The sequence below is a fragment of the Herpetosiphon gulosus genome (genome assembly GCF_039545135.1).
GTDB classification, from domain to species: Bacteria; Chloroflexota; Chloroflexia; order Chloroflexales; family Herpetosiphonaceae; genus Herpetosiphon; species Herpetosiphon gulosus.
The window spans coordinates 166,357-189,253 of the sequence record NZ_BAABRU010000011.1; the positions used below are offsets into that span (position 1 = coordinate 166,357).

Annotated in this window: 19 protein-coding genes; 14 read left to right on the forward strand and 5 right to left on the reverse strand. The window is 49.6% G+C overall.

Annotation, left to right across the window (positions count from 1 at the left end; all coding sequences use genetic code 11):
- The first annotated feature begins 94 nt into the window (after window positions 1-94).
- The 4 genes from dnaJ to ABEB26_RS16210 all read left to right on the forward strand — a co-directional run bounded on the left by dnaJ (window position 95) and on the right by ABEB26_RS16210 (window position 5,191).
- On the forward strand, window positions 95-1,231 hold the full coding sequence (gene dnaJ, locus ABEB26_RS16195; protein ID WP_345723087.1) for a molecular chaperone DnaJ: 1,137 nt from the start codon (window positions 95-97) through the stop codon (window positions 1,229-1,231).
- A gap of 283 nt (window positions 1,232-1,514) precedes the next feature.
- The gene (locus ABEB26_RS16200; RefSeq protein ID WP_345723088.1) at window positions 1,515-1,928 is read left to right on the forward strand and encodes a zinc-ribbon domain containing protein; all 414 of its coding nucleotides are present in this window, start codon (window positions 1,515-1,517) and stop codon (window positions 1,926-1,928) included.
- A 249-nt stretch (window positions 1,929-2,177) separates the two neighbouring features.
- Window positions 2,178-3,053 (forward strand): ectoine/hydroxyectoine ABC transporter substrate-binding protein EhuB, encoded by an 876-nt coding sequence (gene ehuB / locus ABEB26_RS16205; protein WP_345723089.1) that lies wholly within the window; start codon window positions 2,178-2,180, stop codon window positions 3,051-3,053.
- The gene (locus ABEB26_RS16210) at window positions 3,050-5,191 is read left to right on the forward strand and encodes an ATP-binding protein (RefSeq protein WP_345723090.1); all 2,142 of its coding nucleotides are present in this window, start codon (window positions 3,050-3,052) and stop codon (window positions 5,189-5,191) included. Before ehuB ends, ABEB26_RS16210 begins: the two co-directional genes overlap by 4 nt.
- Here ABEB26_RS16210 and ABEB26_RS16215 read toward each other — a convergent pair.
- Window positions 5,188-5,667 (reverse strand): hypothetical protein, encoded by a 480-nt coding sequence (locus ABEB26_RS16215; protein ID WP_345723091.1) that lies wholly within the window; start codon window positions 5,665-5,667, stop codon window positions 5,188-5,190. The two genes, ABEB26_RS16210 and ABEB26_RS16215, sit on opposite strands and share 4 nt — an antisense overlap.
- A 301-nt stretch (window positions 5,668-5,968) precedes the next feature.
- Here ABEB26_RS16215 and ABEB26_RS16220 point away from each other — a divergent pair, with 301 nt between their 5' ends.
- The 5 genes from ABEB26_RS16220 to ABEB26_RS16240 all read left to right on the forward strand — a co-directional run bounded on the left by ABEB26_RS16220 (window position 5,969) and on the right by ABEB26_RS16240 (window position 10,847).
- Window positions 5,969-6,601 carry an HAD-IA family hydrolase gene (locus ABEB26_RS16220; RefSeq protein ID WP_345723092.1) on the forward strand — a complete coding sequence of 211 codons (633 nt, stop codon included), beginning with the start codon at window positions 5,969-5,971 and terminating at the stop codon, window positions 6,599-6,601.
- Between the two features lie 98 nt (window positions 6,602-6,699).
- Window positions 6,700-7,551: an aldo/keto reductase gene (locus tag ABEB26_RS16225; RefSeq protein ID WP_345723093.1), complete on the forward strand. Its 852-nt coding sequence runs from the start codon at window positions 6,700-6,702 to the stop codon at window positions 7,549-7,551.
- A gap of 401 nt (window positions 7,552-7,952) precedes the next feature.
- The gene (locus tag ABEB26_RS16230) at window positions 7,953-8,642 is read left to right on the forward strand and encodes a response regulator transcription factor (RefSeq protein ID WP_345723094.1); all 690 of its coding nucleotides are present in this window, start codon (window positions 7,953-7,955) and stop codon (window positions 8,640-8,642) included.
- On the forward strand, window positions 8,639-9,451 hold the full coding sequence (locus tag ABEB26_RS16235; RefSeq protein WP_345723095.1) for a sensor histidine kinase: 813 nt from the start codon (window positions 8,639-8,641) through the stop codon (window positions 9,449-9,451). The genes ABEB26_RS16230 and ABEB26_RS16235 overlap by 4 nt, the downstream gene beginning before the upstream one ends.
- Window positions 9,444-10,847: a hypothetical protein gene (locus tag ABEB26_RS16240; protein ID WP_345723096.1), complete on the forward strand. Its 1,404-nt coding sequence runs from the start codon at window positions 9,444-9,446 to the stop codon at window positions 10,845-10,847. Before ABEB26_RS16235 ends, ABEB26_RS16240 begins: the two co-directional genes overlap by 8 nt.
- Here the strand turns inward: ABEB26_RS16240 and ABEB26_RS16245 are convergent.
- Window positions 10,844-11,305: an OsmC family protein gene (locus tag ABEB26_RS16245; protein ID WP_345723097.1), complete on the reverse strand. Its 462-nt coding sequence runs from the start codon at window positions 11,303-11,305 to the stop codon at window positions 10,844-10,846. The two genes, ABEB26_RS16240 and ABEB26_RS16245, sit on opposite strands and share 4 nt — an antisense overlap.
- Window positions 11,306-11,539: 234 nt before the next feature.
- Entirely contained in the window at window positions 11,540-12,670 is a 1,131-nt protein-coding gene (locus ABEB26_RS16250) for a M20 family metallopeptidase (RefSeq protein WP_345723098.1), read from the reverse strand.
- 143 nt (window positions 12,671-12,813) lie between these two features.
- Between ABEB26_RS16250 and ABEB26_RS16255 the strand changes: the two genes are divergently transcribed.
- The 3 genes from ABEB26_RS16255 to ABEB26_RS16265 all read left to right on the forward strand — a co-directional run bounded on the left by ABEB26_RS16255 (window position 12,814) and on the right by ABEB26_RS16265 (window position 17,916).
- Window positions 12,814-14,055, forward strand: coding sequence for a PP2C family protein-serine/threonine phosphatase (locus ABEB26_RS16255; RefSeq protein WP_345723099.1), 1,242 nt, complete (start codon window positions 12,814-12,816; stop codon window positions 14,053-14,055).
- Between the two features lie 94 nt (window positions 14,056-14,149).
- Window positions 14,150-15,019: a fumarylacetoacetate hydrolase family protein gene (locus tag ABEB26_RS16260; protein WP_345723100.1), complete on the forward strand. Its 870-nt coding sequence runs from the start codon at window positions 14,150-14,152 to the stop codon at window positions 15,017-15,019.
- 290 nt (window positions 15,020-15,309) lie between these two features.
- A complete protein-coding gene (locus ABEB26_RS16265) occupies window positions 15,310-17,916 on the forward strand; it encodes a choice-of-anchor J domain-containing protein (RefSeq protein WP_345723101.1) in 2,607 nt (868 codons plus the stop codon).
- Between the two features lie 66 nt (window positions 17,917-17,982).
- Here ABEB26_RS16265 and rpiB read toward each other — a convergent pair whose 3' ends face one another.
- Both rpiB and tkt read right to left on the reverse strand, forming a co-directional pair.
- Entirely contained in the window at window positions 17,983-18,426 is a 444-nt protein-coding gene (rpiB, locus tag ABEB26_RS16270; RefSeq protein ID WP_345723102.1) for a ribose 5-phosphate isomerase B, read from the reverse strand.
- 78 nt (window positions 18,427-18,504) lie between these two features.
- Complete coding sequence (gene tkt, locus ABEB26_RS16275) at window positions 18,505-20,508, reverse strand: transketolase (RefSeq protein ID WP_345723103.1); 2,004 nt, start codon at window positions 20,506-20,508, stop codon at window positions 18,505-18,507.
- 160 nt (window positions 20,509-20,668) lie between these two features.
- Between tkt and ABEB26_RS16280 the strand changes: the two genes are divergently transcribed.
- Together ABEB26_RS16280 and ABEB26_RS16285 are read left to right on the forward strand one after the other, a co-directional pair.
- Window positions 20,669-22,006, forward strand: a complete 1,338-nt coding sequence (locus ABEB26_RS16280) for a hypothetical protein (protein WP_345723104.1) — start codon at window positions 20,669-20,671, stop codon at window positions 22,004-22,006.
- Entirely contained in the window at window positions 21,978-22,883 is a 906-nt protein-coding gene (locus ABEB26_RS16285) for a DUF58 domain-containing protein (protein ID WP_345723105.1), read from the forward strand. The genes ABEB26_RS16280 and ABEB26_RS16285 overlap by 29 nt, the downstream gene beginning before the upstream one ends.
- The last annotated feature ends 14 nt before the right edge of the window (window positions 22,884-22,897 follow it).

A 22,897-nucleotide genomic window follows, 5' to 3' on the forward strand; every position in this document is an offset into this window, starting at 1 on the left:
GCAGAACTTACATTACAAACCTAAGGCGTGAATGAATGAGGGATAATTTCATAATTCATCCCTCATCCTTCATCCTTCTACATAAGGGATATGTATGGCAACCGAGGCAAAGCGCGATTACTACGAGGTTTTGGGTGTGGGCAAAAGTGCCTCACCTGATGAGATCAAGAAGGCCTACCGCAAGTTGGCCATGCAATATCACCCCGACCGCAACCCAGGCAACGTCGAAGCCGAGAATAAATTCAAAGAGGCGACTGAAGCCTACGAAGTGCTTTCCAACGATCAAAAGCGCCGCATGTACGATCAATTTGGCCATGCAGGTAGCAGCGGCCAAGGCTTCGACCCATTTGCGGGCTTTGGCGGTGCTGGCGGCGATCCATTCAGTACAATCTTCGATGCCTTTTTTGGCCAAGGTGCACGCGGTGGTAGCCGTGGTGGCACACGCCAAGGAGCCGATTTACGCGCCGATTTAGTCATTAGTTTTGAAGAGGCAATTTTCGGTACCGAAAAAGAGCTTGATTATCGTCGGCTCGAATCGTGTGGGCCTTGTGGTGGCAATGGTGCAGAGCCTGGCACTGAACCAACTCGTTGTCCCAAATGCCAAGGTTCGGGCGAAATGCGCGTTCGGACTTTCCTCAATATGGTTACGGTAACCACCTGTGATCAATGTAACGGTCGCGGCGTGATTATTCCGATTCCCTGTAAAACCTGCCGTGGCGAAGGCCGTGTTCGTGAAACCGTCAAGCGCAAACTAACCGTACCAGCGGGCGTAGACGATGGCATGCGGATTCGGATTGGCGGCGCTGGCGATAGCGGGCCAAGTGGTGGTTCAGCTGGTGATCTGTATGTCAACTTACGTGTGCAACCACACGATTTCTTTGTGCGCGAAGATAACAATATCTTGTTACAACTGCCGATTAATCTGGTGCAAGCAGCGTTGGGTGCACAATTGAATGTGCCGACTGTTGATGGCGATGAGCCGTTGAATGTGCCAGCAGGCACGCAGGATGGGACAGTCTTTACCTTGCGTGGCAAAGGCGTGCCCTATATTGATTCAGCGGGGCGTAATTTAGGTCGCCGTGGTGATCAAATGGTTGTGGTTAAAGTGCGTGTCCCAACCAAACTTAATGATGAGCAACGCGAACTTTTTCAAAAACTAGGCGAAACTATGGGTATGGACCATTTTGAGCAAAAAGAACGCGGCTTCTGGAGCAAAATCTTCGGTAGTTAAACCATTTTGGTTAAGGGGTAGGGTGGGCTAACTAGCTACCTACCCTTTGCACCTTTGGTTTAACCACTTTTTCACCCATTACTACTACTCACGATTAAATTCATGGGCAAAAAGTCGATTTTGCCTCTTGTAACTCGTGAATTGTTTTGGTACAATAGATGCGTTGACATGGTTTGGTTCCTCACATTACCTCGGACTGAGTGGATATGCAATCTCTTCCCTGAGCTTCGTGACTCCAACCTGAAACAATTGGATACATTACCATAGTTGGAGAAACAAGCTAATGAGCTTTACCGACAAGACGTTGAACTGCCGCGATTGTGGCAACGAGTTCGTATTTACTGCTGGCGAACAAGAATTTTACTCACAAAAAGGCTTTGACAACGAGCCAACTCGCTGTTCAAACTGCCGCCAAGCCCGCAAACAAAATCGCGGTGGCGGTGGCTACGAAAGCTCAAGCCGTGGCGGTGGCGGTGGTGGTTATAGCCGCAACAGCTATAGCTCAGATCGTGGCGGTTACAGTTCAGATCGTGGTGGTTACAGTTCAGATCGTGGTCAACGCGAAATGCACACCACTACCTGTTCATCATGTGGTGGCCCTGCACAAGTGCCATTCGTACCACGTGGCGACAAACCAGTCTACTGCCGCGACTGTTTCCAAAGCCAACAATCATCATCACGCTCGAACCGCTGGTAAGATTCTTGGGGAATCAATCCTCATTCTTATAAGCAAAACCGCCGCTCTTTCTAAAGAGCGGCGGTTTTTTTATGATCCTCCCAACCTCAGGCTAGTTCTTTAGTACGGATCACGGCGTAGTACTAGTGCTATCCTCGATTAGCTGCGTTATACTATAGCCCATACCATTTAACACTTTTTAGCCTGATTCTTAGAACAATAAAGCCGATTGGCTAGCTTTGTACAACCTCTTCCAACGGAGGTACTGGCATGCGTCGTGTTTGGTGGGGTGTCGCTGGCTTAGCCCTGATTGGAATGATCACGGCTTTGATTTGGTGGCTCGCAAAACCGCTTGAAACAACCTTAGAACGTGCCCAACGCACTCGCATGATCCGCATTGGCTACGCCCCCGAAGCGCCTTTCTCCTATCGTGATCCAACTGGCAAGGTAGTTGGCGAAGAGGCGGCGGTAATTACGTGGGTTATGCAGCGCCTAGGAGTTTCTCAGCTTGAATGGGTGCAAACCGAATGGGCCGATTTAATTCCTGGCTTACAGGCTGGACGTTTTGATTTGATTGCCAGCGGAATGTTTATTACCTGCGAGCGAGCCGAACTGCTAGCGTTTAGTCAACCAACCTTTGCCCTTAGCCCAGCCATGCTTGTTGCAAAAACCAACCCACTGCAAATTCGTAGTTTTGCTGATTTTCGGCGACCCGATCGGCGTTTGGCAGTAATGCGCGGTGCCCGTGAAGCCGAAATTGCCCAAGCCCTTGGGATTGTTCCAGAACAATTATTATTTGTGCCCGATGTGCAAACTGGACTAGCCGCAGTGCTAGCTGGCCGCGCTGATGCCTTAGCCTTGACCGATATCAGCATTGATTTGTTGGTGCAGCAAGCGCCAGATCAGGTTGAACGAGCCATCCCGTTTGTGCCACCAATTATTGATGGAAATTTAAGTATTGGCTATGGAGCCTTTGCGATGCGTCATGAAGATGCACATTTGCGCATAGCAATTGATCAGCAGTTGATTGGATTTATTGGCAGTGACGAACATTATGGCTTAATTGCGCCCTTTGGTTTCTCGCGCGAGCAATTGCCCAATCGTTCGACTGCTAGTTTGCTCCAAGGTTGTGAGAATGACTCATGAAGCGTTTTGCTTGGTTGCGGCGCAAAGAATTACGCCCATTAATCGCTTTGTTGAGCGTGGCGTTGGTTTCGATTGCCCTGTTGCAATGGAATTATTACCAAATGCGCTCGATGATTCAATCGCAAATCACGGCATTTAATGGGATGACTCAAGCCCGTTTGAATATGAAACGTGGCTATTTGATTGTCGAACAAGTGCTGAATGGCAACCAAACCCTGCTGCCCCAAGATGCGATTGCCTATCTTGATCGGGCGATTTTGGCGGTTGATGACTGGCAGCAAGGTAAAAATCCGGTTGTGGCGTTTGATCAATTGTTGCCGCCAACACCACCAATGCAGCAAGCGCTCACTGATTATCGCCAGCATTTAGTCAGCTTTCGGGCTTTATTGCTGCAACATCTCAATCGCCCGCAAGATCAAGCCCAAACCACGATTGATCGTCGAATTGCCTTCTCGGAGTTGGAATCCGAGGCTGAGCAGTTGGAGAATCGTTTATATCTTGATTTAGAACTATCGATCAAGCGGCAAGCCGAGCGCTATTCGTTGATGTTGGTTGGTTGGCTAATTTTCTTGGTGATTATTGCTGGAGTTGTCTATCGCTTGTTGGGCTTGCAGCGCTTGGCGGTGGCGCAATTGGCTGCCAGTGAAAAACAATTTCGGGCACAATATCGTGGCATTCCAATTCCAACTTATACATGGCGCTGTGTAAACGATGATTTTATTCTTGAAGGTTTTAACGATGCGGCAATGCTGATTACCCAAGGGCAAATTACGAAACTTGTCAATCAATCAGCTCGAATTGTGTATCGTAGCGAGCCAGAGATTTTACGCCATTTTGAGCGTTGTCAACGTGAGAAAACGACAATTCATCAAGAAACCCGCTATGAATTTAAATTTATCAGTCAAGTTAAGGATTTATATGTAAGCTATGTGTTTATCGAGCCAGATTTAATTATGGTGCATACCGAAGATCGAACTGATCGCAATCAGTTGCAAATGCAATTAATTCGTGCGCAGAAAATGGAAAGTATCGGGCGTTTGGCTGGTGGGGTAGCCCACGATTTCAATAACTTGTTAACTGCAATTAGTGGCTATACCACCTTGGCGATTGATAGTGCTCAGCAAGGCTTTCCGGTGATTGAAGAATTAACCGAAATTCAGCATGCCACTGATCGGGCGGCATTGCTGACTAGTCAATTATTAACCTTTGCTCGTAAGCAGCAACTACAACCAAAAATTGTCAATATCAATGATTTAATTATGTCGATGGAGAAATTGATTAAACGCGTTTTACCAGAATCAATTCAATGGCGAACTGTGCTTAATGCTGAGATTGATTTGATTTTGGCTGATATTGGCCAGATTGAGCAAGTATTATTGAATTTAGTGGTCAATGCACGTGATGCTATGCCCAATGGTGGAAATTTATTAGTTGAAACAAATAATATTTTAGTCGATGCAAATTATACGCGAACTCATGTTGATGTGCCAATTGGTAATTATGTTTTATTTGCGGTGAGCGATACTGGCGTTGGTATGACCCAAGAAGTCCAAAGTCGAGCATTTGAGCCATTTTTTACCACTAAAAGCGATCACGAAGGCACTGGTTTGGGCTTAGCGACCTGTTATGGCATTATCAAGCAACATGGCGGCCACATTGGTTTGTATAGTGAAGTTAATCATGGCACAACGATTAAAATTTATTTGCCACGCTCAGAGCAAGCGCTGGTTGCTGAGGCTTCAATCCTCATTCAAACTTTACCACGTGGCACTGAAACGATTTTGGTGAGCGAGGATGAGCCGCAGGTGCGGGCGGTTTTGGTGCGGATGCTTCAAGGTTTGGGCTATAGCGTGCTCGAAGCAGCGCATGGCTCCGAGGCCTTAGCCTTGCTACAATCCCAGGCCACTGGCACAATTCAGCTCTTAATTAGCGATATGGTTATGCCGCAAATGGGTGGTTTTGAGCTGAGCCAGCGGGTTGGCGAGCTTGATCCCCAGCTTAAAATTTTGTTTATCTCAGGCTATTCCGAGCATAGCTTGGCCCAACATCAGCAATTAAATCAGCAGCCTTTGTTGCTAAGCAAGCCATTTTCATTAGCAACCTTGGCGCAAACAGTCCGCAAGGTGCTGGATGATTAGATCCATTCAATCTTATAAGGCTCAGGGTTCGTTTCAAGCCTATAAGGGTCATGATTCATTGGATTTTTTATGATAAATAAGATAAAACAAGCATAACGATAGCCTAATTGCTCTTTATAGCGATTAAGTTTTATCTTATCTTTCTCTATAGATTTACGATTAGGTTTTTGTAATGATTTAACTTCAATTGCAAGTAAATTCTCAGACATTCCACGATGATGAATGATAATATCAGGAATAATTCTTTTTTTCTCCTCTGAATCCGTAACAATTTCTTTAATATCAGTAATATTTCGATTATATTCTACATCAACATCCCACTTAGAAAATTTAATTTGTAGATATGTAGCAAATTTATGCACAATTGTCCGTTCATGAAGTCCTTGGTTAAATAAATAAAGGTCTTCTTTAACTAAAAGACGTAATGCTGAATTTAAACGACGTTTTAACATAGTTACTGATAAATTATTTGACATAAGTATAGACCTCTCCAAGAATTTGATATTTGCAATGATACCAAGTTTAACTCCACAAATTGCACTTTAGGGGGTGCAGGGGGATGAAAACACCCTGCGTTCCCCGCCTTGAGGCGGGGCGGAGGGGTGGTGATCACAAATGATGTTTAACAACCTAGCCTTTGTATACCGGGGCTGAGGAGTCGTCTACTTACAAACCTCCTGAAGCACCCACAAAGACTACATAAAATAGAATCAGAATTGGCAACTAGCCGAGCACAAGGTATGCTTAACCCGAAGCAATTTTAGTGGTGGTTGCCCAATGAAAAAATACGAACTAGTGCTGTTTGATTTTGATGGAACCTTGGCTGATTCAATTCCTTGGTTGGTCAAGGCGATCAATGGTGTGGCCGAGAAATATAAGTTTCGCCAACTTACGCCCAAGGAATTTACCGAGTTGCGCGGCCAAAACCCCCGCGAGGTGATGAAATATATGCAGGTGGCTTGGTGGAAAGTGCCATTAATTGCCCGCCATATGCGCCAACTGGCCGCCCAGAATATTCGTAATATTCAGCTTTTCGATGGCATGGAATTGATTTTGGCTCAATTGGATGCTGCCGATGTGCGGTTGGGCGTGGTCAGCAGCAACAGCGAAGAGAATGTGCGCCATGTGTTGGGCGATGCCTTGGCCAATGTGGTTGAGTTTTATGAATGTAGCGTGCCGATTTTGCGCAAACGTGCCCGCTTCGAACGGATTGTGCGCAAAGCTAACCTTGAGCGCGAAAAAATTCTGTGTGTTGGCGATGAAATTCGCGATGCCGAGGCGGCCAAGCAAGCTCAGTTGGCTTTTGGTGCAGTGGGCTGGGGCATGAGCCGCATTCAAGATTTTGCACCGTATGCTCCACGCGAAGTTTTTTTTCAGGTTTCCGATATTGCCACCCGTCTGATTGATTGAATTGCTGATCGATCAACCAGATTTTTAGTTTTTTTGGGAGTACAATACATGTGGTTCAGTACTGAACGGTATTGATTATGTGTTTTGGAGGAAGCTCAATGAGCCTCGGTTCTCTCACATTTCGGCTTGGTGGCGATCTCGAAATTCGGCGGTTGGGCTTTGGTGCGATGCGCATCACTGGCGATGGCATTTGGGGCGAGCCAAGCGACCGCGAACAAGCTAAGGCGGTATTACGCCGCGCTGCCGAACTCGGCGTGAATTTTATTGATACTGCTGATTCGTATGGCCCCGATGTCAGCGAATGCTTGATCGGCGAGGCATTGCACCCCTATTCAGACGATATGGTGATTGCAACCAAAGGCGGCTTGCTGCGTGGCGGCCCAAATATTTGGTATTCCAATGGGCGGCCTGAGCATTTGCGCATTTCGCTGGAAAAAAGCTTGCGCCAATTAAAACTCGAACGCATCGACCTTTATCAATTGCATCGAATTGATGCGCAAGTGCCTTTGGAAGAGTCATTGGGCACGCTGAGCGATTTACGCAACGAAGGCAAAATTCGCCATATCGGCTTGAGCGAAGTCAATAACGAACAATTGGCTCAAGCGCAAAAAGTTGTGCCGATTGTTTCAGTGCAAAATCGCTATAGCATTGGCGACCACGAATGGGAAAGCATGGTCGATGCCTGCGAAGCCCAAAATATCGCCTTTATTCCGTGGTTTCCATTGGCGGCTGGCAAATTAACTGCGCCTGGCGGCACACTTGATCAAATTGCCAAAAAGTACGAAGCCAGCGTAGGCCAAATTGCCTTGGCATGGTTGCTCAAACGCTCACCAGTGATTTTGCCAATTCCTGGTACATCCAAAGTTAAGCATCTCGAAGAAAATATGGGTGCTGAAAAAATCGCCCTGAGCGACGAGGATTTCCAAACCCTGCGCGAGTTGCAAGCCTAAAGTAGCGATCAGGGGTCAGGATTCAGGGGTCAGGGACGTTATAGAACAAAGAACATAGAGCATAGAACAGAATACTCATAGCAATCTGTGTCAATCTGTGGCTAGAAAATCGCCTTTGTGCTCTTTATAGATCAAACCTAGACCCTGATCCCTGACCCCTGATCCCTCGTTAAAAACAAAAAGGGTAGCGAGGCTACCCCAATCAACCACCACATATCACTTCCACACACTAAAATTCACACGTCGCACCCCTCGCTGAATATTGTAGCAACTTCCTACGCAACTGCCTAGCACCCAAGTGTAACAATCTGGTAACAATTGGCTGATAAATGCCTGATGTTGCTCTGATAGGTATTTTTTTGGCTAAAATAGCGCTATGCAACAGTTTGGAGGTTTGGGCTATGAGTCGCATCCTGATTGTCGATGATGATCCAGCGATTTTGAGTGGGGTCAGCACCCTGTTGGAGCAAGCAGGCTACGAGATTGTGCAGGCTGCTAGTTTGGCACAGGCGCGTGCTCAATTGCAAGCATTTAATCCTCCAAGCTTGGTGATTCTCGATTTGATGCTGCCTGATGGTGATGGCTTTGAGTTGTGTCGCCAAATTCGCCAAGGTGCTCAATATCTGCCCATCTTGATGCTTTCAGCCCGCGATGAATTACACGATCGGGTTGAAGGCTTGACGGTTGGCGCTGATGATTATTTAACCAAGCCTTTTGCGCCTGCCGAATTAGTGGCTCGCGTGCGGGCGATTTTGCGCTTGGCCCAACATCAACGTGAGACAATTGGCTCGTTGGAATGCGGTAAATTGCGCTTCGATTGCGAGTTGCAACGCGCTTGGTGGGATGAACAATTACTCGAATTAACGCCCAAAGAAAGCGGCGTGTTATTCCAGTTGATGCGTCAACCGAGCCATGTTTGGGGGCGTTTGGCCTTGCTCCAAACTGTTTGGGGTACAAATTTCTTGGGCGATTCGCGGATTGTTGATGTGTGTGTGCAACGCTTACGTGCTAAAATCAACCAACTTGATGCCCATGCCGACCCGATTCAGACGGTGCGAGGCTTTGGCTATCGGTTAAAGTGTGAGCCATGATTGTTCTGCCGCTCAAAGGATTAATCTTTGGAATCTTGCTGCTGCTGTGGCTGGTTGCTAGCCTTAGTTGGTGGCTTGGTCAGCGTGGCAAACGCCCAATTATCCAACATAGTGCCGACCCATTGTTGCGCCAACAAATTACCCAACATCGGGCCTTTATTGGCACACTTTCGCATGAGTTGCGTACACCATTAACCGCACTCTTGGCCCATACCGCAATTGTGCGCAATCAACAAAGTGAGCCAGCCGTTCGCGAGCATTCATTGCTTACTTTGGAGCGCGAAGCCCAACGTATGGCTCGCTTGGTGCGCGATTTGTTGGAATTGCATCGTTTAGAATTAAGCGACGAATTGCCTTTGGTTCCGGTGAATGTGGCACTTTTGGCTGAAGAAGCGATTGCTAGCATCTGGGTGATGGCTGACGAAGCCCAGATTGAGTTGCAATTCGAGGCTGACCCAACCCATCAGCGAGTTTTAGCCCACCCTGATCGCTTAAAACAAGTCTGGTTGAATGTATTGATGAATTGTTTGCGCTATTGTCGTGCAGGCGATGTAGTGGTCGTGCGGGTGCTGGCGAGCGAGCAGGGTTTACGCTGTAGCATTGAAGATAGTGGGCCTGGGATTGCTGCTGCTGATTTGCCACATGTGACCGAGCCGCTCTATCGCGGGGTCTTAGATAACGAAGGCAGTGGCTTGGGCTTGAGCTTAGTCCAACAGATTTTAGCGCGGCATCATAGCAACTTGCAGATTGAAAGTAGCACCAGCCCGCCAACTGGCACGCATATATGGTGGATCTTGCCCTATGACTAAATTGCGTTGGCTTAGCCTACTCATTCTTGGTTCGATCATCTACTGGCTTTTGCCAATCGACGGCAATTTAGTGCTTCAGACCAACCAACAAGCTGGTTGGCCGCAAATTTGGTTTGAACGCGATGCCCAAAATCAACAATGGATTTATGTACGCGATAATCAGCCATGGGTTTATGTGGCCTTGACGCTTGATGGCACGAGTTTGCAGCGTGATCAGCAATTTACTGCTGGTAGTGAGCCATGGACATGGCGCTGGAGTACCACCAGCAATAATTTAACCCAAGCCGATATTCGCTTTTATCACGATTGTGATCGTGGTTGCCAAGAACGTGGCAGTCTTATGCTTGGACAGCCTGATCCAACCCCGACTCCACGCCAAAGTAGCCTGTTGGGCGCAGTCTTTGCCAACCCCGAGCGCGATTGGCATGGTCGGGCGGCGTGGTCGGTGGATTTGGTGTATGCTTTGCGAGCCGATGAGAGCCAATGGAGTGTTGATGCCCTGGCTTCACGGGTGGCGGCGGCGCATAAAGCCGGTTTGCGGGTGATTATTCGCGTTGCTTATGATCAAGGTCAAAGTTTGCCACCTAATAATGATGAAACTGCCTTAGCGATCTTTTTGCGGTTTTGCCAGCGCTTGGCCCACGATCAACGCTTGCAGGAGGTTTATGGCTATAGTATTGGCAATGGCTACAATAGCCTGGGTGAAAATAGCCTGAGCCAAGCACCGCTAACTCCTGCGTGGGTAGCACGGATCTTAGTTGGTTATGGGGTTGCAACCGAGCGTCACGATAATGTGATTGAAACCATGCGCGGCTTGAATCCCCAATTGAAGCTGTTGGTTGGGCCAGTGCGGCCTTGGAGCAATGAGGCTGATGGTGCTTGGGCCGACCCGTTGAATCAGCCATGGCTCAATTATTTCAATAGTTTGTTGGTCTTGCTTGATCAAACGATTCGCAGCAAGCATCAACAGCAAATTAATGTCGCCCCCGATGGCTTTGCGCTAAGTACGGCTGGTTGGCCTGAGCGCAGCGCTGACCCAGCCCAAGAGCCATTGAACGATCTCTATTTGGCGCAATCCGGCAAGGCGCAACGTGGTTTTCGAGTTTATCGTGATTGGCTGACGATTATCAATCGCTATCCTAGCACCGCTAATCGTCCGGTTTATATCACCGCCACCAATACATTTCATCCAGAGCAAGAACGCACGCCATTGGAAAATTATCCCAAAGGTTGGCTCAGTAATGCCTTGGCTGAAGTGAGTAGCAACCCACAAGTGCAGGCCTTATGTTGGTTTGTTGATCAGCCGTTTGGTCAACAATGGTATGAATGGAGCCTGAGCGAGCCTCAAGGCAAATTGCATGAAGCCGCTCAGGAGTTTGATCAATTGTTACGCTAGCTTTGTGGCTCGATCCTGATCTGGGTATGTACCGAGTTGGCAATAAAGCATTGCTCATGAGCTTGATGATGAAATTGCTCAATTTGTTGGGTGCTAGGAGCTGGCTCGAGCCATGTGATGCTTGGGCGGAGCGTAACCTTGGTCATGGCAATTTTGCCTGCGCTATTTTTGCCCATTTTGCCAACCGCTTGATCCTGATAGTGCTCGACAACAAAACCAGCCTCGGCCACAATTGATAAAAACCACAACATATGACAGCTTGATAGAGCTGCTACGAAGGCTTCCTCAGGATCAACCGCCTGCTGATCGGAGTAGGGTAATGGCACGACATGCGGCGATGACGAGCCTGGTACGACTTGACCGCCATCAAAGATCCAACGATGAGCGCGGCTATACTTGCCATCGCTAAATGATGCTGCTTGGCGCTCCCACTCAATTGTAACCGTGTAGCTAGCCATTCTCTACTCCTGATTCAAGGATGAAGGATGAATTATGAGGGATGAAATTTAACCGTAAAGAACGCAAAATAGAGACTATGGGCTTTTGGCTATGGGATGGATGATCATGGAGCTACCAAACATCGTTCCGATAGCTGAGAGCCTAGAACCATAACTTCGCTGCGCCTCTGCGTTAAAGCTTAATCCCGAAACCCAACATTCGTGTCCTTCGTGGTTAAAAACGGTCGCCAAATCCTACAATGTCTCAATCAACCGCGCTAATAAAGCAGCACGCGGGGCAAATTGACTAATCGAGAGCCATTCATCGAAGCTATGTGAATCGCTGCCCCAACCACCAAGCCCATCAAGAGTTGGCACGCCGATCGCCGATGTGAAATTGCCATCCGAGCCACCGCCAGTGCCACTGGCTTTAATCGGCAAATCTAATTGATTGGCAATTTGCTCGGCAGCAGCATATAATGCCATTGTGGCAGGTGTTTGTTCCATGGCTGGGCGATTCACGCCACCTTCTAAAGTTAATTTTGCTCCAGCCAAATGCGGCACTAATTGATGCAGCGCTTGATCGACGCGCTCAGCTTCACCAACTTTTAAGGCCCGCACATCGATCGTGCAATGGGCCTCGGCAGCAACGACGTTGGTGGCAGTACCACCATTAATTTTGCCAATATTGATCGTTGTGCCAATCTCAGGTCGCGCCAAGGGCAAAATCTGGCCAATTTGGTAGCTTAATTCGTGAATTGCGCTAATGCCAAGCTCAGGGGCTACGCCCGCATGCGAGGGCTTGCCAGTAATCGTTAAATCATACATGCTGACGCTTTTGCGCCATGTTTTGAGCCAACCACCCTCTTCTGCCGATTCGATAATCAGGGCGGCGCGACAACCGCGAGCCTGTTCTTCAATATACCGCCGTGAGGTTGGGCTACCAATCTCTTCATCGGTCGTAATTAAAAATTTCAAGGGACGGCTCGTCCAGCGCCCAAAGTGGCGTAAGGCTTGCAAGGCTGCGCAGGTCAGCAAAATACAGCCCTTCATATCGCTGACTCCAGGCCCACGCGCCACATCGCCATCAATCCGGAACGGAAATTGATCAAGCGTGCCTGGCGGATAGACGGTATCAACATGGCCTACAATCAGCAATGGTTGGCCCTCGCCTGACCAACTTGCCAATAAATGGTCGGCTTGAGGCTTGCCATTATATTTGCGCACACTTGCACCAAGCTTGCTCAAACGCTCGCCAACCACGTTGACCATCCAAGAAACCGCCGTAATATCGCGGGTAAACGATTCAATTTCGATCCATTGCCGCATTTCATCCAGCAGATCTGGTAGGCAAGCATCAAGATAGGTTAAAAGCTGACGAGGCATGGGCTTCCTCCATCACTAAGCAGTCGTAGCTGTATTGTACCGCAGCCAGCGCCTATACCAACTTAATCGCCACAATTAGGCCTATCTTGCATCAGCGTAGCGAGCGTGCTATGCTGCATTTTGGTCGTTGCTAGGAGGTGGGTATGTCCCAAATGGAGTTCCTACGTCGAGTCCCACTATTTGCAGATCTTTCGCTCGAAGGCTTGCAAATGCTCGATAGTCAGGCCCGAATTCGTGCGTTGCCAGCTGATGCTTGGTTGTTTCACCAGCGTGATCGTGGCGATGCTTGTTATGTGGTGGTCAGCGGAACCTTGCGGCTAGTGCTTGAGCAAGGTAGTTCTGAGGAAACGACCCTTGGTTTGTTGGGGGTTGGAGCATTTTTTGGCGAGCTAAGTTTATTGGAGCCTGATGGAACTCGCGCCGCTGGGGCAATTGCGGTGGTGCAAAGTGAGGTTTTAGAGATTCCGATTGCCGCCTTTGAAACCTTATTACACACCTATCCCGCGATTGCTTACAATATGTTGCGGCGGGTAGCAGCCCATGTACGGCGCTCCGATGAACGGCGTTTGGAAGATTTACGCCATAAAAATCGGCTGTTGACTGATGCCTACACCGCCTTGGAGCAAGCCCAAGCCGAAGCCCTGCGCCGTGCTCGCGCCGCCCGTGAATTGGAGTTAGGCCGCGAATTACAGCGCCGACTTGTGCCAACTATTTTCCCTAATTTGCATGGCGTGGTGATCGCTGCTGCCACGTTTCCCGCCTATGAGATGAGCGGCGATTTCTACGAGGTGCGCCAACTCAGCGAGCATATGCTTTCGATTGTGATGGCTGATGTTTGCGATAAGGGGGCGGGAGCTGCTTTGGTTATGGCGATGGCCAAAGGTTTATTGTTGGGCATGGATCAGCGCCATCCATTGGCCTTGGTCGAACGTTTCAACCAGCTGATTCGGGCAACGAATCTTGATGCTGCGGTGATTACCATGGTCTATTCGCATTTGGATATTGCGCGACGACGCTTTACCTATGTGCGGGCTGGCCATGATTGGCCGTTGCATTATCGTGCCAAGCAAGGCCGCGTAACCATGCTTGAGGGCGGTGGCATGCCGGTTGGCATTACCGAAGAAGCCTTTTTCGAGGAGATGCACACCGATTTGGAGCCAGGCGATGCTTTGGTGTTCTATACCGATGGGTTGTGTGATGCCCGTAATTTTGCTGGCGATACCTATGGTCGTGAGCGCTTGATTTCAGCGGTGCAAGCCTATGGCCGCTTGCCTGCTCATGGGTTGGCCGATGCGATTCTGGGCGATGTGCGGGCCTTCCAAAGTGGCACACCACCAATCGATGATTTAACCTTGCTGGTCGTTAAGTTCAATCCTGAAGCGTAGCATCACCAGAAACGAATATCGTTATAATGCAACTATAGTTTTTTTGCCAAACGATGATGTGAAAACGTTATCATGGCGATGTTGCGGAGATACCATGCGATTTGTAACCCTCAAAACTGCGGTTGGACCCCGTCCAGGCATTGTGCTTGGCGATCGGGTGATGTTGCTCGATGGCTATCAATCGCTCCAAGCCTTAATCGAAGCAAATGAGGCTGGCTTGGATACGATTAAGGCGGCCTTGCCCGACTATCAAAGCCGGGCAGGCATCCAATTGAATATGGATCAATTGTTGGCTCCCTTGCCCCGCCCATTGAAAAATGTTTTTTGTGTGGGCCTCAATTATGCAGCCCATGCCCGTGAATCGTTGCAAGCCAAAGGGCTAGAAGTCAAAATGCCCGAACATCCAGTTTTTTTCACCAAACCACCAACCGCGATCAACAGCCCAACTGGCGAAATTGTGATTGATCCAGCGGTTTCCGAACGGATCGATTGGGAAGTTGAATTGGGCGTGGTGATCGGCAAAGCAGGTAAAAATATCAGCCGCGAGCAAGCCATGGAGCATGTTTGGGGTTATACCGTCATTAACGATGTTTCGGCCCGTGATTTACAAATGCGCCATCAGCAATTTTTTAAAGGCAAGGCGCTTGATGGCTCGTGCCCAATGGGACCGTGGATCATTACTAGCGATGAGTTGAGCGACCCACATAATTTGGTGGTTCGGCTACGGGTCAACGGCGAGATCAAGCAAGAATCCAATACCAACGATCTTATTTTTAATATTCCTACATTAATTCATGTGCTTTCACAAGGCATGACTCTTGAGCCAGGCGATATTATTGCGACTGGCACACCAGCTGGCGTGGGTTTTGCCCGTACTCCCCAAGAATTTTTGCGCCCAGGCGATTTGCTCGAAACCGAAGTTGAGGGCATTGGTATTCTTCGTAACCCTGTCGTAGCAGGTTAATGTTCGTAAAAACAGCATTCTGACAAAACTACATTATTTTCAGAATGCTGTTTTTTATGGCCTGAATCAGATATTTAATCATTCTATCGCTATAATGAATCCCCATCTAGCTAGCTAATATCGGTTATTGCACTTACTTCATGCCATCTAAACATATATCGGATTATCGCGATAAGACAATAGTTAATAAATTTGACAAATCGTCTAATTATTTTTATAGTAGACCTATTCACAAAATCCTCTCCAATTCCCCTCAATGTTGTGTGGAACACGCCTCAGGAGGTTATGGCATGGTTCGATCCCGTTGGGTATTTGCCTTACTTGCGATTACCGTTTTATTATCGGTAATTGGGGCTAAGGTGCCGTTCACCGCTGCGCAAAATCAAGCCAGCACTTCCGACCGTCCGTTAGGATTGGCTCAAGGCTTAAAGGATTTGAACACAGTAGCCCAGATTGCTGTGCCAGAACTTGACCTTGCCAAAGAACGCGCTGATGCCGCCAAGCGCCCAAGTAATTTGCCAACGCGTTTCGCCAAAGATTACCAAACCACGCTTGACATCAAGCAAGTGGCTTCAATCGAAATCGTTGGCAATCGTACCGTCGCTCGTTTACGCATCGACGCACCAAAGGCCTTGTCGATCAACGTAGGCTTTACCAGCTACAACCTCCCCAAGAGTGGCCAATTGTTTCTCTACAGCCCTGATTATCGCTCAATTCTTGGGCCATACAGTGCTGCTGATAACGAAGAGCACGGCCAATTATGGACTCCAATCGTCGCTGGCGATCAAATGATTATCGAATACAGCGCCGATAGTGGCGAGTTTGCCCTTGCCGACCTGACCTTGAGCGCAATTAACCGTGGCTTCAGCGGCTTCGGTATTCCCCGCGATCTATTGGTCGATAAATCTGGCTCGTGTAACGTCGATGTAGTTTGTCCTGAGGGTGATGACTGGCGGGCAGAAATTAATTCTGTTGCCGCTTATACCCGCAATGGCTTGGATATGTGTAGTGGTGCATTGATCAATACCACGGCCAATGATCAAAAGCCCTACTTCCTAACCGCTAATCACTGTGGCATTACCGCAGAGAATGCAGCCACCGTTGTAACCTATTGGAATTACGAATCAACCCTGTGTCGCACGATTGGCTCAGCTGAAAACGGCACGCCATTGCCCAAGCCCAACACCACCATGACTGGGGCAATTTTACTGGCCAACTATGCTGCCTCCGACTTTGCTTTGATTGAACTTGATGACGAAGTTCCAACCGAATATGCACCATTCTGGTCTGGTTGGAATGCCCAAAGTGGCGACTTCCCCAGTGTTGTGGCGATTCACCACCCTGGCGTTGAAGAAAAACGCATCAGCTTTGAAGATCAAGCAACCCAAACCACCGATTACCTTGGCACAACCGTTCCAGGCGGTGGCACCCACATTCGGGTTGTTGACTGGGATCTTGGAACAACTGAAGGTGGTTCGTCAGGCTCACCATTGTATGATCCCAATCACCGGATCGTTGGTCAGCTGCATGGTGGCTATGCTGCCTGTGGTAACGAACTTTCCGACTGGTATGGCCGGGTTTCGGTTTCGTGGAATGGTGGTGGTACCAGTACAAGCCGCTTGAAAGATTGGCTTGATCCAACTAACTCTGGCGCATTAGTGCTTGATGGTACAGGTGGAACCCCAGCCTTCACGTTGAATGTTAACCCATCCAGCGTAGCAGTTTGTGCGCCTGTTTCAGCCCAAACGACCGTTAACCTCGGTTGGATTTCAGGCTTCAGCGAGCCAGTAACCCTCTCAGCGAGCAACTTACCTGCTGGGGCAACTGCCAGCTTTACGCCAAATCCAGTCATTTCGCCAACCTTAAGCAGCCAACTCACAATTGGCAACCTCAGCACAGCCATGGCTGGCGATTATAGTGTGGCTATCCGTGGCGATAGCACGACGATCAGCCGCACCACCAACCTAGATCTCAGTATCTCAGGCGGTTTGCCAAGTGCCGCCCCAAGCTTGACGGCTCCTGCTAACAATGCGACCAACGTCAGCGAAACCCCGGCATTCAGTTGGTCAAGTGCTGCTGGCGCAACCAACTACTTGCTGGAAATTGCTAGCGATGCCAACTTCAGCAACTTGGTCTACACTGCAACCACCGAGCTAACCAGCTTGACCAGCGCTCCATTGAGCACCAACACCAAGCACTACTGGCGCGTCCGCGCTGCCAATGCTTGTGGAGTCAGCGCCTTTAGCAGCACCTTCAGTTTCACCACCGAAGCTGCACCTGGCGATTGTCCAATTGGCACCGAAACTGTGGTTGCCTTCAACGAAACCTTTGATAGCGACCCAAGCTGGGTGCACGGTGGCACTGGCGATACTTGGGCCTATGGCGCATTCGGCTATAACGGTGGCAATGGCATCAAGGCAACTGATCCTGCATCGGTATCCGATCAATGGATCACGACTCCAGCAATTAGTTTGACCGAAGGTTTAACCCCAACGTTACAATTCTGGAACTCGCAAACCATCGAAGATCGATCGGCTGGTGGCTGTTATGACGGTGCACTGGTTGAAGTTTCAACTGATGGTGGCTCAGCTTGGAACCAAATTCCAAACTCAGCTTTGTTGACCGACCCCTATAACGGTGCAATTACTGCATCAACTAACCCACTCAACGGTAGCCAAGCTTGGTGTGGTGATCCCCAAGATTGGTTGAAGAGCGTGGTTGATTTGAATGCCTACAATGGTCAAAGCGTGATGTTCCGCTTCCGCCTCGCCTCCGACGATTCAGTTGGCCGCCCTGATGGTTGGAAGATCGATAACATCAGCGTTAAGGCTTGTGTTGCAGAAGTTGTGCCAGAAGGCCCATCATTGGTCTTCTTGCCAGCCATCACCAAGAACTAAACCGACCAACTAAATTCAAAAAGCCCCGTGCTTATTACAAGCACGGGGCTTTGTTTTAGCCCTAATCTATTGGTTTTCTAAGGCAATCACTTTATCCAAGCGTCGAGTAAAGCGAGCTTCATTTTGAAAAGTGGCGCTTAAAAATGCTTGCACAATTTCGCCTGCCAAGGCTGGGCCAATTACTCGACCGCCCAAACACAACACATTTAGATCGTCGTGCTCAACCCCTTGATGCGCCGAGTAGGTGTCGTGGCACAAACAGGCTCGTACCCCTTTAATTTTATTGGCGGCGACCGTCACGCCAACGCCACTGCCACAAATCGCGATTCCGCGTTCAGCTTGACCACTCACCACGGCATTGCCCACAGCCGCAGCAAAATCAGGATAATCGACTGAGGCTGGCGAATCGGTGCCAAAATCGAGCACTTCATGGCCTAATCGTTGCACCTCTTCAATTACCGCTTGTTTCAAAATCAAACCACCATGATCAGTTCCGACCGCAATTTTCATGATTAATTGCCTTTCTACAGCATAACGCGAAGCACGAGCAACTCGTCCTTCGCGTTATAAGGTTGATCGATCGATTAATTATTTGGCCAGTAAGGCCTTGGCGCGGGCAATCAGGTTTTCGGCGGTAAAGCCAAATTCCTTCATCAAAATATTAATTGGCGCTGAGGCACCGAAGTGATCAATCCCAATAATATCGCCCTCAGTTCCAACATATTTATACCAAGTCACTGGATGGGCGGCTTCAATCGCAATCCGTTTGGTCACAGTCTTGGGCAGCACGCTCTCACGATATTCCGCCGATTGGGCATCAAACAAGAAGGTTGACGGCATACTGACCACCCGTACCTTGACTCCTTCGCCACTTAATTGTTCGTAGGCAGCGACGGCATGTTGCAATTCCGAGCCAGTTGCAATGATGATCAACTCTGGTTGACCAGCGCTATCAGCCAAGACATAACCACCTTGAGCCACACCCTCTGCCGAGGCATAGCGCGTGCGATCAAGGGTTGGCAAGTTTTGGCGGGTCAAGGCTAGCAAGGTTGGGCCTTTATGGCTAACTGCCACACGCCAAGCTTGGCTGGTTTCGTTGGCATCACCAGGCCGCATCACATTCAAATTGGGGATAATCCGCAACGATGGGATGTGTTCGATTGGTTGGTGGGTTGGGCCATCTTCGCCAACGCCAATGCTATCGTGGGTAAAAACTTGAATCGTGCGAATGCCCATCAAGGCTGCCAAGCGAATTGAGGCCCGGCAATAATCACTAAAAACTAAGAAGGTTGCGCCGTATGGAATCGTGCCACCATGCAAAGCCATCCCGTTGACGGCGGCAACCATGGCATGCTCACGAATCCCCCAGTGCATATTGCGGCCTTGCGGCGTATCAGCTTGGAACGATTGAGCATGCTCGATCAAGGTAAAGGTCGATTCGGCCAAATCGGCTGAGCCGCCAATTAAGGCTGGAATTTGCTCGGCCAAGGCATTCAAGGCGGTTTCAGATGATTTGCGGGTTGCTACACCTTTGGCATCAGTTGGCCAAACAGGCAAGGTGCTATCCCAACCTGCTGGCAATTCGCCCGACATACGTTGCTTGAAATCAGCAGCTTTTTCAGGATGGGCCGCCGTGTAGCGTTCGAGCAATTCGTTCCAGGCTTGCTCAGCCGCTGCCCCATGATCCAAGGCTTGGCGGAAGTGGGCCAAGACTTCTTCGGGAATGTAGAAGGTCGGTTCGAGCGGCCAACCAAGCGCCTCTTTGGTCAATTTAACTTCATCGGGGCCGAGCGGCGAACCGTGAGCTTTGGCCGTGCCAGCCCGATTGGGCGAGCCAAAGCCAATCACGGTGTGGGCCACAATCAACGATGGCTGATCGGTTACCGCTTTGGCAGCATGCAAGGCCGCATCAACTTGCTCAGGATCAAGCCCGTCGATCTCTTGCACATGCCAGCCATAGGCGCGGAAACGGGCTGGCACATCTTCGGTGAAGGCAATTGAGGTATCGCCTTCAATCGAAATTTCGTTATCATCATAGAGGTAAATGAGTTCGCCCAATTTGAGGTGACCAGCCAACGAAGCGGCTTCGGCGCTAATTCCTTCTTCCAAATCGCCATCGGAGACAATTGCATAAATATGATGTTTGACGATCTCGAGATCAGGTTGATTGAACGTGCCTGCTAAGTGACGGGCGGCAATCGCCATGCCCACGCCCGTGGCAAACCCTTGGCCAAGTGGGCCAGTCGTGGTTTCGATGCCTGCGGCATAGCCATATTCTGGGTGACCAGCAGTTTTGCTATGCCATTGGCGAAAATTCTTCAAATCATCGAGCGAAAGATCATAGCCCGTGAGATGCAACAAACTATACAACAGCATTGAGCCATGGCCCGCCGACAGCACAAAGCGGTCGCGATCAGCCCAATCTGGATTAGCCGGATTATGTTTGAGGTGGCGCGTCCAGAGCACATAAGCCATGGCCGCCGCCCCCATTGGTAAGCCTGGGTGGCCCGAATTAGCCGCTTGCACACCATCAACCGACAACATGCGGATTGTATTGATGGCCCGTTCATCGAGTGTATGTGCTTGAGTCACAAATCCTCCTGCGGTGGTGTATCAGTTCCAACTGTCAATTATAGCAGAGGCCGATCCATTGTTATTCTATGGTACACTCCTAAAAGCAATTGATTGGTTGCACTTCCCACGCTTCAGCGCATGCAGCTATTCACCAGCGTGCCAAGGCTAGGAGCACACAATGAATATTAATCAACAACTGACTGAATTACATACAGGACTCCAACGCTACCAGCGCCAGCGCCTGCTGATTCGGGCCGCATGGATGGCACTTGGCGTGTTGTGTCTTGGCTTAATTGGCCGAAACTGGCTAGATTGGCCGCTTTCATGGCCAATTCTCGGGTTGATTGTAATTTTGGTTGTAGCCTTAGGCGTAGTTTATGCATGGAAGTCGATACTCTCACCTACTCAATTGGCTCAATTACTTGATCAACAATATCAATTAAATGCCCAATTGAGTACTGCCAGCGAGTTTCAACGCCAACGCGATGGCTTTCATGTGGTCAATCTTGAACGCGCTAATCGGCGTTTGCCCAGTGTTGCTCGCGATGCAACCAGCCGTGTGCTTGCCCCAATTGCCCTAGAATGGCAAAGCTTGGGTTTGGCCGCGTTATTGGCAACTGGCTTATTTGTGCTTGGTCAAATCAACGCAGGCTTGCCTGATGCCACCACTGAGCCATTGAGCGAATTGGCCAGTTTGGCGACCACCGAGCCACCTCAGCAACCTGCTGCTGAAGAAGATCCAGCCGCCGATCCCAATCAGCCAGTCGGCAACCAACCTGATCAACAGCCCGAGCTTAGCCCTGAAGGTCAAGAAATTGCCGATGCTTTAGCTGATGGTTTGAGCGATAATGGCGCAACCCGTGCTGCTGCCGATGCGCTGCGTCGTGGTGATACCCAAAAAGCCAGCGAAGAACTGGCCAAACTAGCCGATCAAGCTGATCAGCTATCGCCCCAAACCCGCAACGAAATTGCCGATGGGCTTGAACAAGCCGCCGAGCAGCTACAAGATCAACCTGAAGTGGCCGAGCGTTTGCGCAATAATGCTGACCAACTGCGCGGTAATCCGCAAAATGCTGCCGATGCGCTCGAAGATTTGGCCCAACTAACCGACCAACTTGATAATGCCCAAGCTGATTTTGGTAATGGCGATCAGCAAAACGGTCAAACCAGCACTGATCCTCAAGCAGGTAGCGACCAGCAACAAGGCCAGACTGGCCAAACTGAAACTGGTCAACCTAACAATAATGGTGCTGGCAATAATCCAGGCACTGGCAGCCGTTCATCGCCAGCCGCTGCCGATGCGCTTGGCCCTGATGTGCAACTGCCTGAAGCCCCACCAGTTGGCGAAACTACTGCTGGCACTGGCGGCGATACCTCAATCACCCTGCCAGGTGGCGAGGGCACTGGCGGCGGCAATCCTGGGAGCAGCGGCGGCAGCGTTCCCAGCGATATCAGCGATCCATCCAATATTCCAGCGGAGCTACGCGATGCGATTCAAGACTACTTCGGGCGCTAGCGGCGATCTGTTCAACCCAGAATTTTTAGCGCGAATCGAGCGCTTAGCCTTGCGTTCACGCCGTAACTTGCGCGGTGGTTTGAGCGGCGAACATGCCTCACGCCGCCGCTTGCCAGCTCCAACATTTAGCGACCATCGCGCCTACAGCCCAGGCGACGATCTGCGCCACGTTGATTGGTTTGCTTATGCTCGCCATGAAGATTTGCATCTTAAGCTTGGTGAAACCGAGCAAGATATTAATGTAACCATTGCCCTCGATTGCTCAGCCTCGCTGGATTGGGGCCATGGCGAACTGCACAAAGGCCGTTATGCCTTGCGTTTGGCAGCAATGCTGGGCTACCTCGGCCTAACCTCAAACGATCAAACCACAATTTGGCCCTTCACCAGCAAATTAATCAAGCCATTTGGGCCGATGGTTAGTCGGGCGCGTGGCCCCGATATGCTGCGCTATTTGAGCAATTTGAACTGGGCTGAACAAACCTCATTCACCCCAATTACCCAAGCAGTTCGACGCAATGCTGGCGGCATGCTTTTAATTATTTCTGATTTATGGACGAGTGATTTAGAACCACTACTGCGAGCCGCTGCTCCACCAGTTTGGCAAGTTGTAATCCTGCATCTTCTACATCCCGAAGAAATTAAGCCGACCCTGACTGGCCCAGTCGAATTCGAAGATAGCGAAACTGGCCAAGTATTGGCGCTTGAGCTTGATCAACAAACGCACAAAGCCTATCGCGAAAAATTAGTACGCTGGGTACGCATGAACGAACAAGTATGTCAGCGCTATGGTGCAACCTATGCTGGCATCCGCACTGATCGTCCACTCGAACAAAGCATTCTACCGTTCCTGCGTCGGCGCGGCATTATTGGCCTATAACGTCAGAAGGCAAC

Bases quoted from the DNA above. Each gene is read 5' to 3' on its own strand.
- dnaJ (WP_345723087.1), top strand. From the start codon at position 95: ATGGCAACCGAGGCAAAGCGCGATTACTACGAGGTTTTGGGTGTGGGC.
- ABEB26_RS16200 (WP_345723088.1), top strand. From the start codon at position 1,515: ATGAGCTTTACCGACAAGACGTTGAACTGCCGCGATTGTGGCAACGAG.
- ehuB (WP_345723089.1), top strand. From the start codon at position 2,178: ATGCGTCGTGTTTGGTGGGGTGTCGCTGGCTTAGCCCTGATTGGAATG.
- ABEB26_RS16210 (WP_345723090.1), top strand. From the start codon at position 3,050: ATGAAGCGTTTTGCTTGGTTGCGGCGCAAAGAATTACGCCCATTAATC.
- ABEB26_RS16215 (WP_345723091.1), bottom strand. From the start codon at position 5,667: ATGTCAAATAATTTATCAGTAACTATGTTAAAACGTCGTTTAAATTCA.
- ABEB26_RS16220 (WP_345723092.1), top strand. From the start codon at position 5,969: ATGAAAAAATACGAACTAGTGCTGTTTGATTTTGATGGAACCTTGGCT.
- ABEB26_RS16225 (WP_345723093.1), top strand. From the start codon at position 6,700: ATGAGCCTCGGTTCTCTCACATTTCGGCTTGGTGGCGATCTCGAAATT.
- ABEB26_RS16230 (WP_345723094.1), top strand. From the start codon at position 7,953: ATGAGTCGCATCCTGATTGTCGATGATGATCCAGCGATTTTGAGTGGG.
- ABEB26_RS16235 (WP_345723095.1), top strand. From the start codon at position 8,639: ATGATTGTTCTGCCGCTCAAAGGATTAATCTTTGGAATCTTGCTGCTG.
- ABEB26_RS16240 (WP_345723096.1), top strand. From the start codon at position 9,444: ATGACTAAATTGCGTTGGCTTAGCCTACTCATTCTTGGTTCGATCATC.
- ABEB26_RS16245 (WP_345723097.1), bottom strand. From the start codon at position 11,305: ATGGCTAGCTACACGGTTACAATTGAGTGGGAGCGCCAAGCAGCATCA.
- ABEB26_RS16250 (WP_345723098.1), bottom strand. From the start codon at position 12,670: ATGCCTCGTCAGCTTTTAACCTATCTTGATGCTTGCCTACCAGATCTG.
- ABEB26_RS16255 (WP_345723099.1), top strand. From the start codon at position 12,814: ATGTCCCAAATGGAGTTCCTACGTCGAGTCCCACTATTTGCAGATCTT.
- ABEB26_RS16260 (WP_345723100.1), top strand. From the start codon at position 14,150: ATGCGATTTGTAACCCTCAAAACTGCGGTTGGACCCCGTCCAGGCATT.
- ABEB26_RS16265 (WP_345723101.1), top strand. From the start codon at position 15,310: ATGGTTCGATCCCGTTGGGTATTTGCCTTACTTGCGATTACCGTTTTA.
- rpiB (WP_345723102.1), bottom strand. From the start codon at position 18,426: ATGAAAATTGCGGTCGGAACTGATCATGGTGGTTTGATTTTGAAACAA.
- ABEB26_RS16280 (WP_345723104.1), top strand. From the start codon at position 20,669: ATGAATATTAATCAACAACTGACTGAATTACATACAGGACTCCAACGC.
- ABEB26_RS16285 (WP_345723105.1), top strand. From the start codon at position 21,978: ATGCGATTCAAGACTACTTCGGGCGCTAGCGGCGATCTGTTCAACCCA.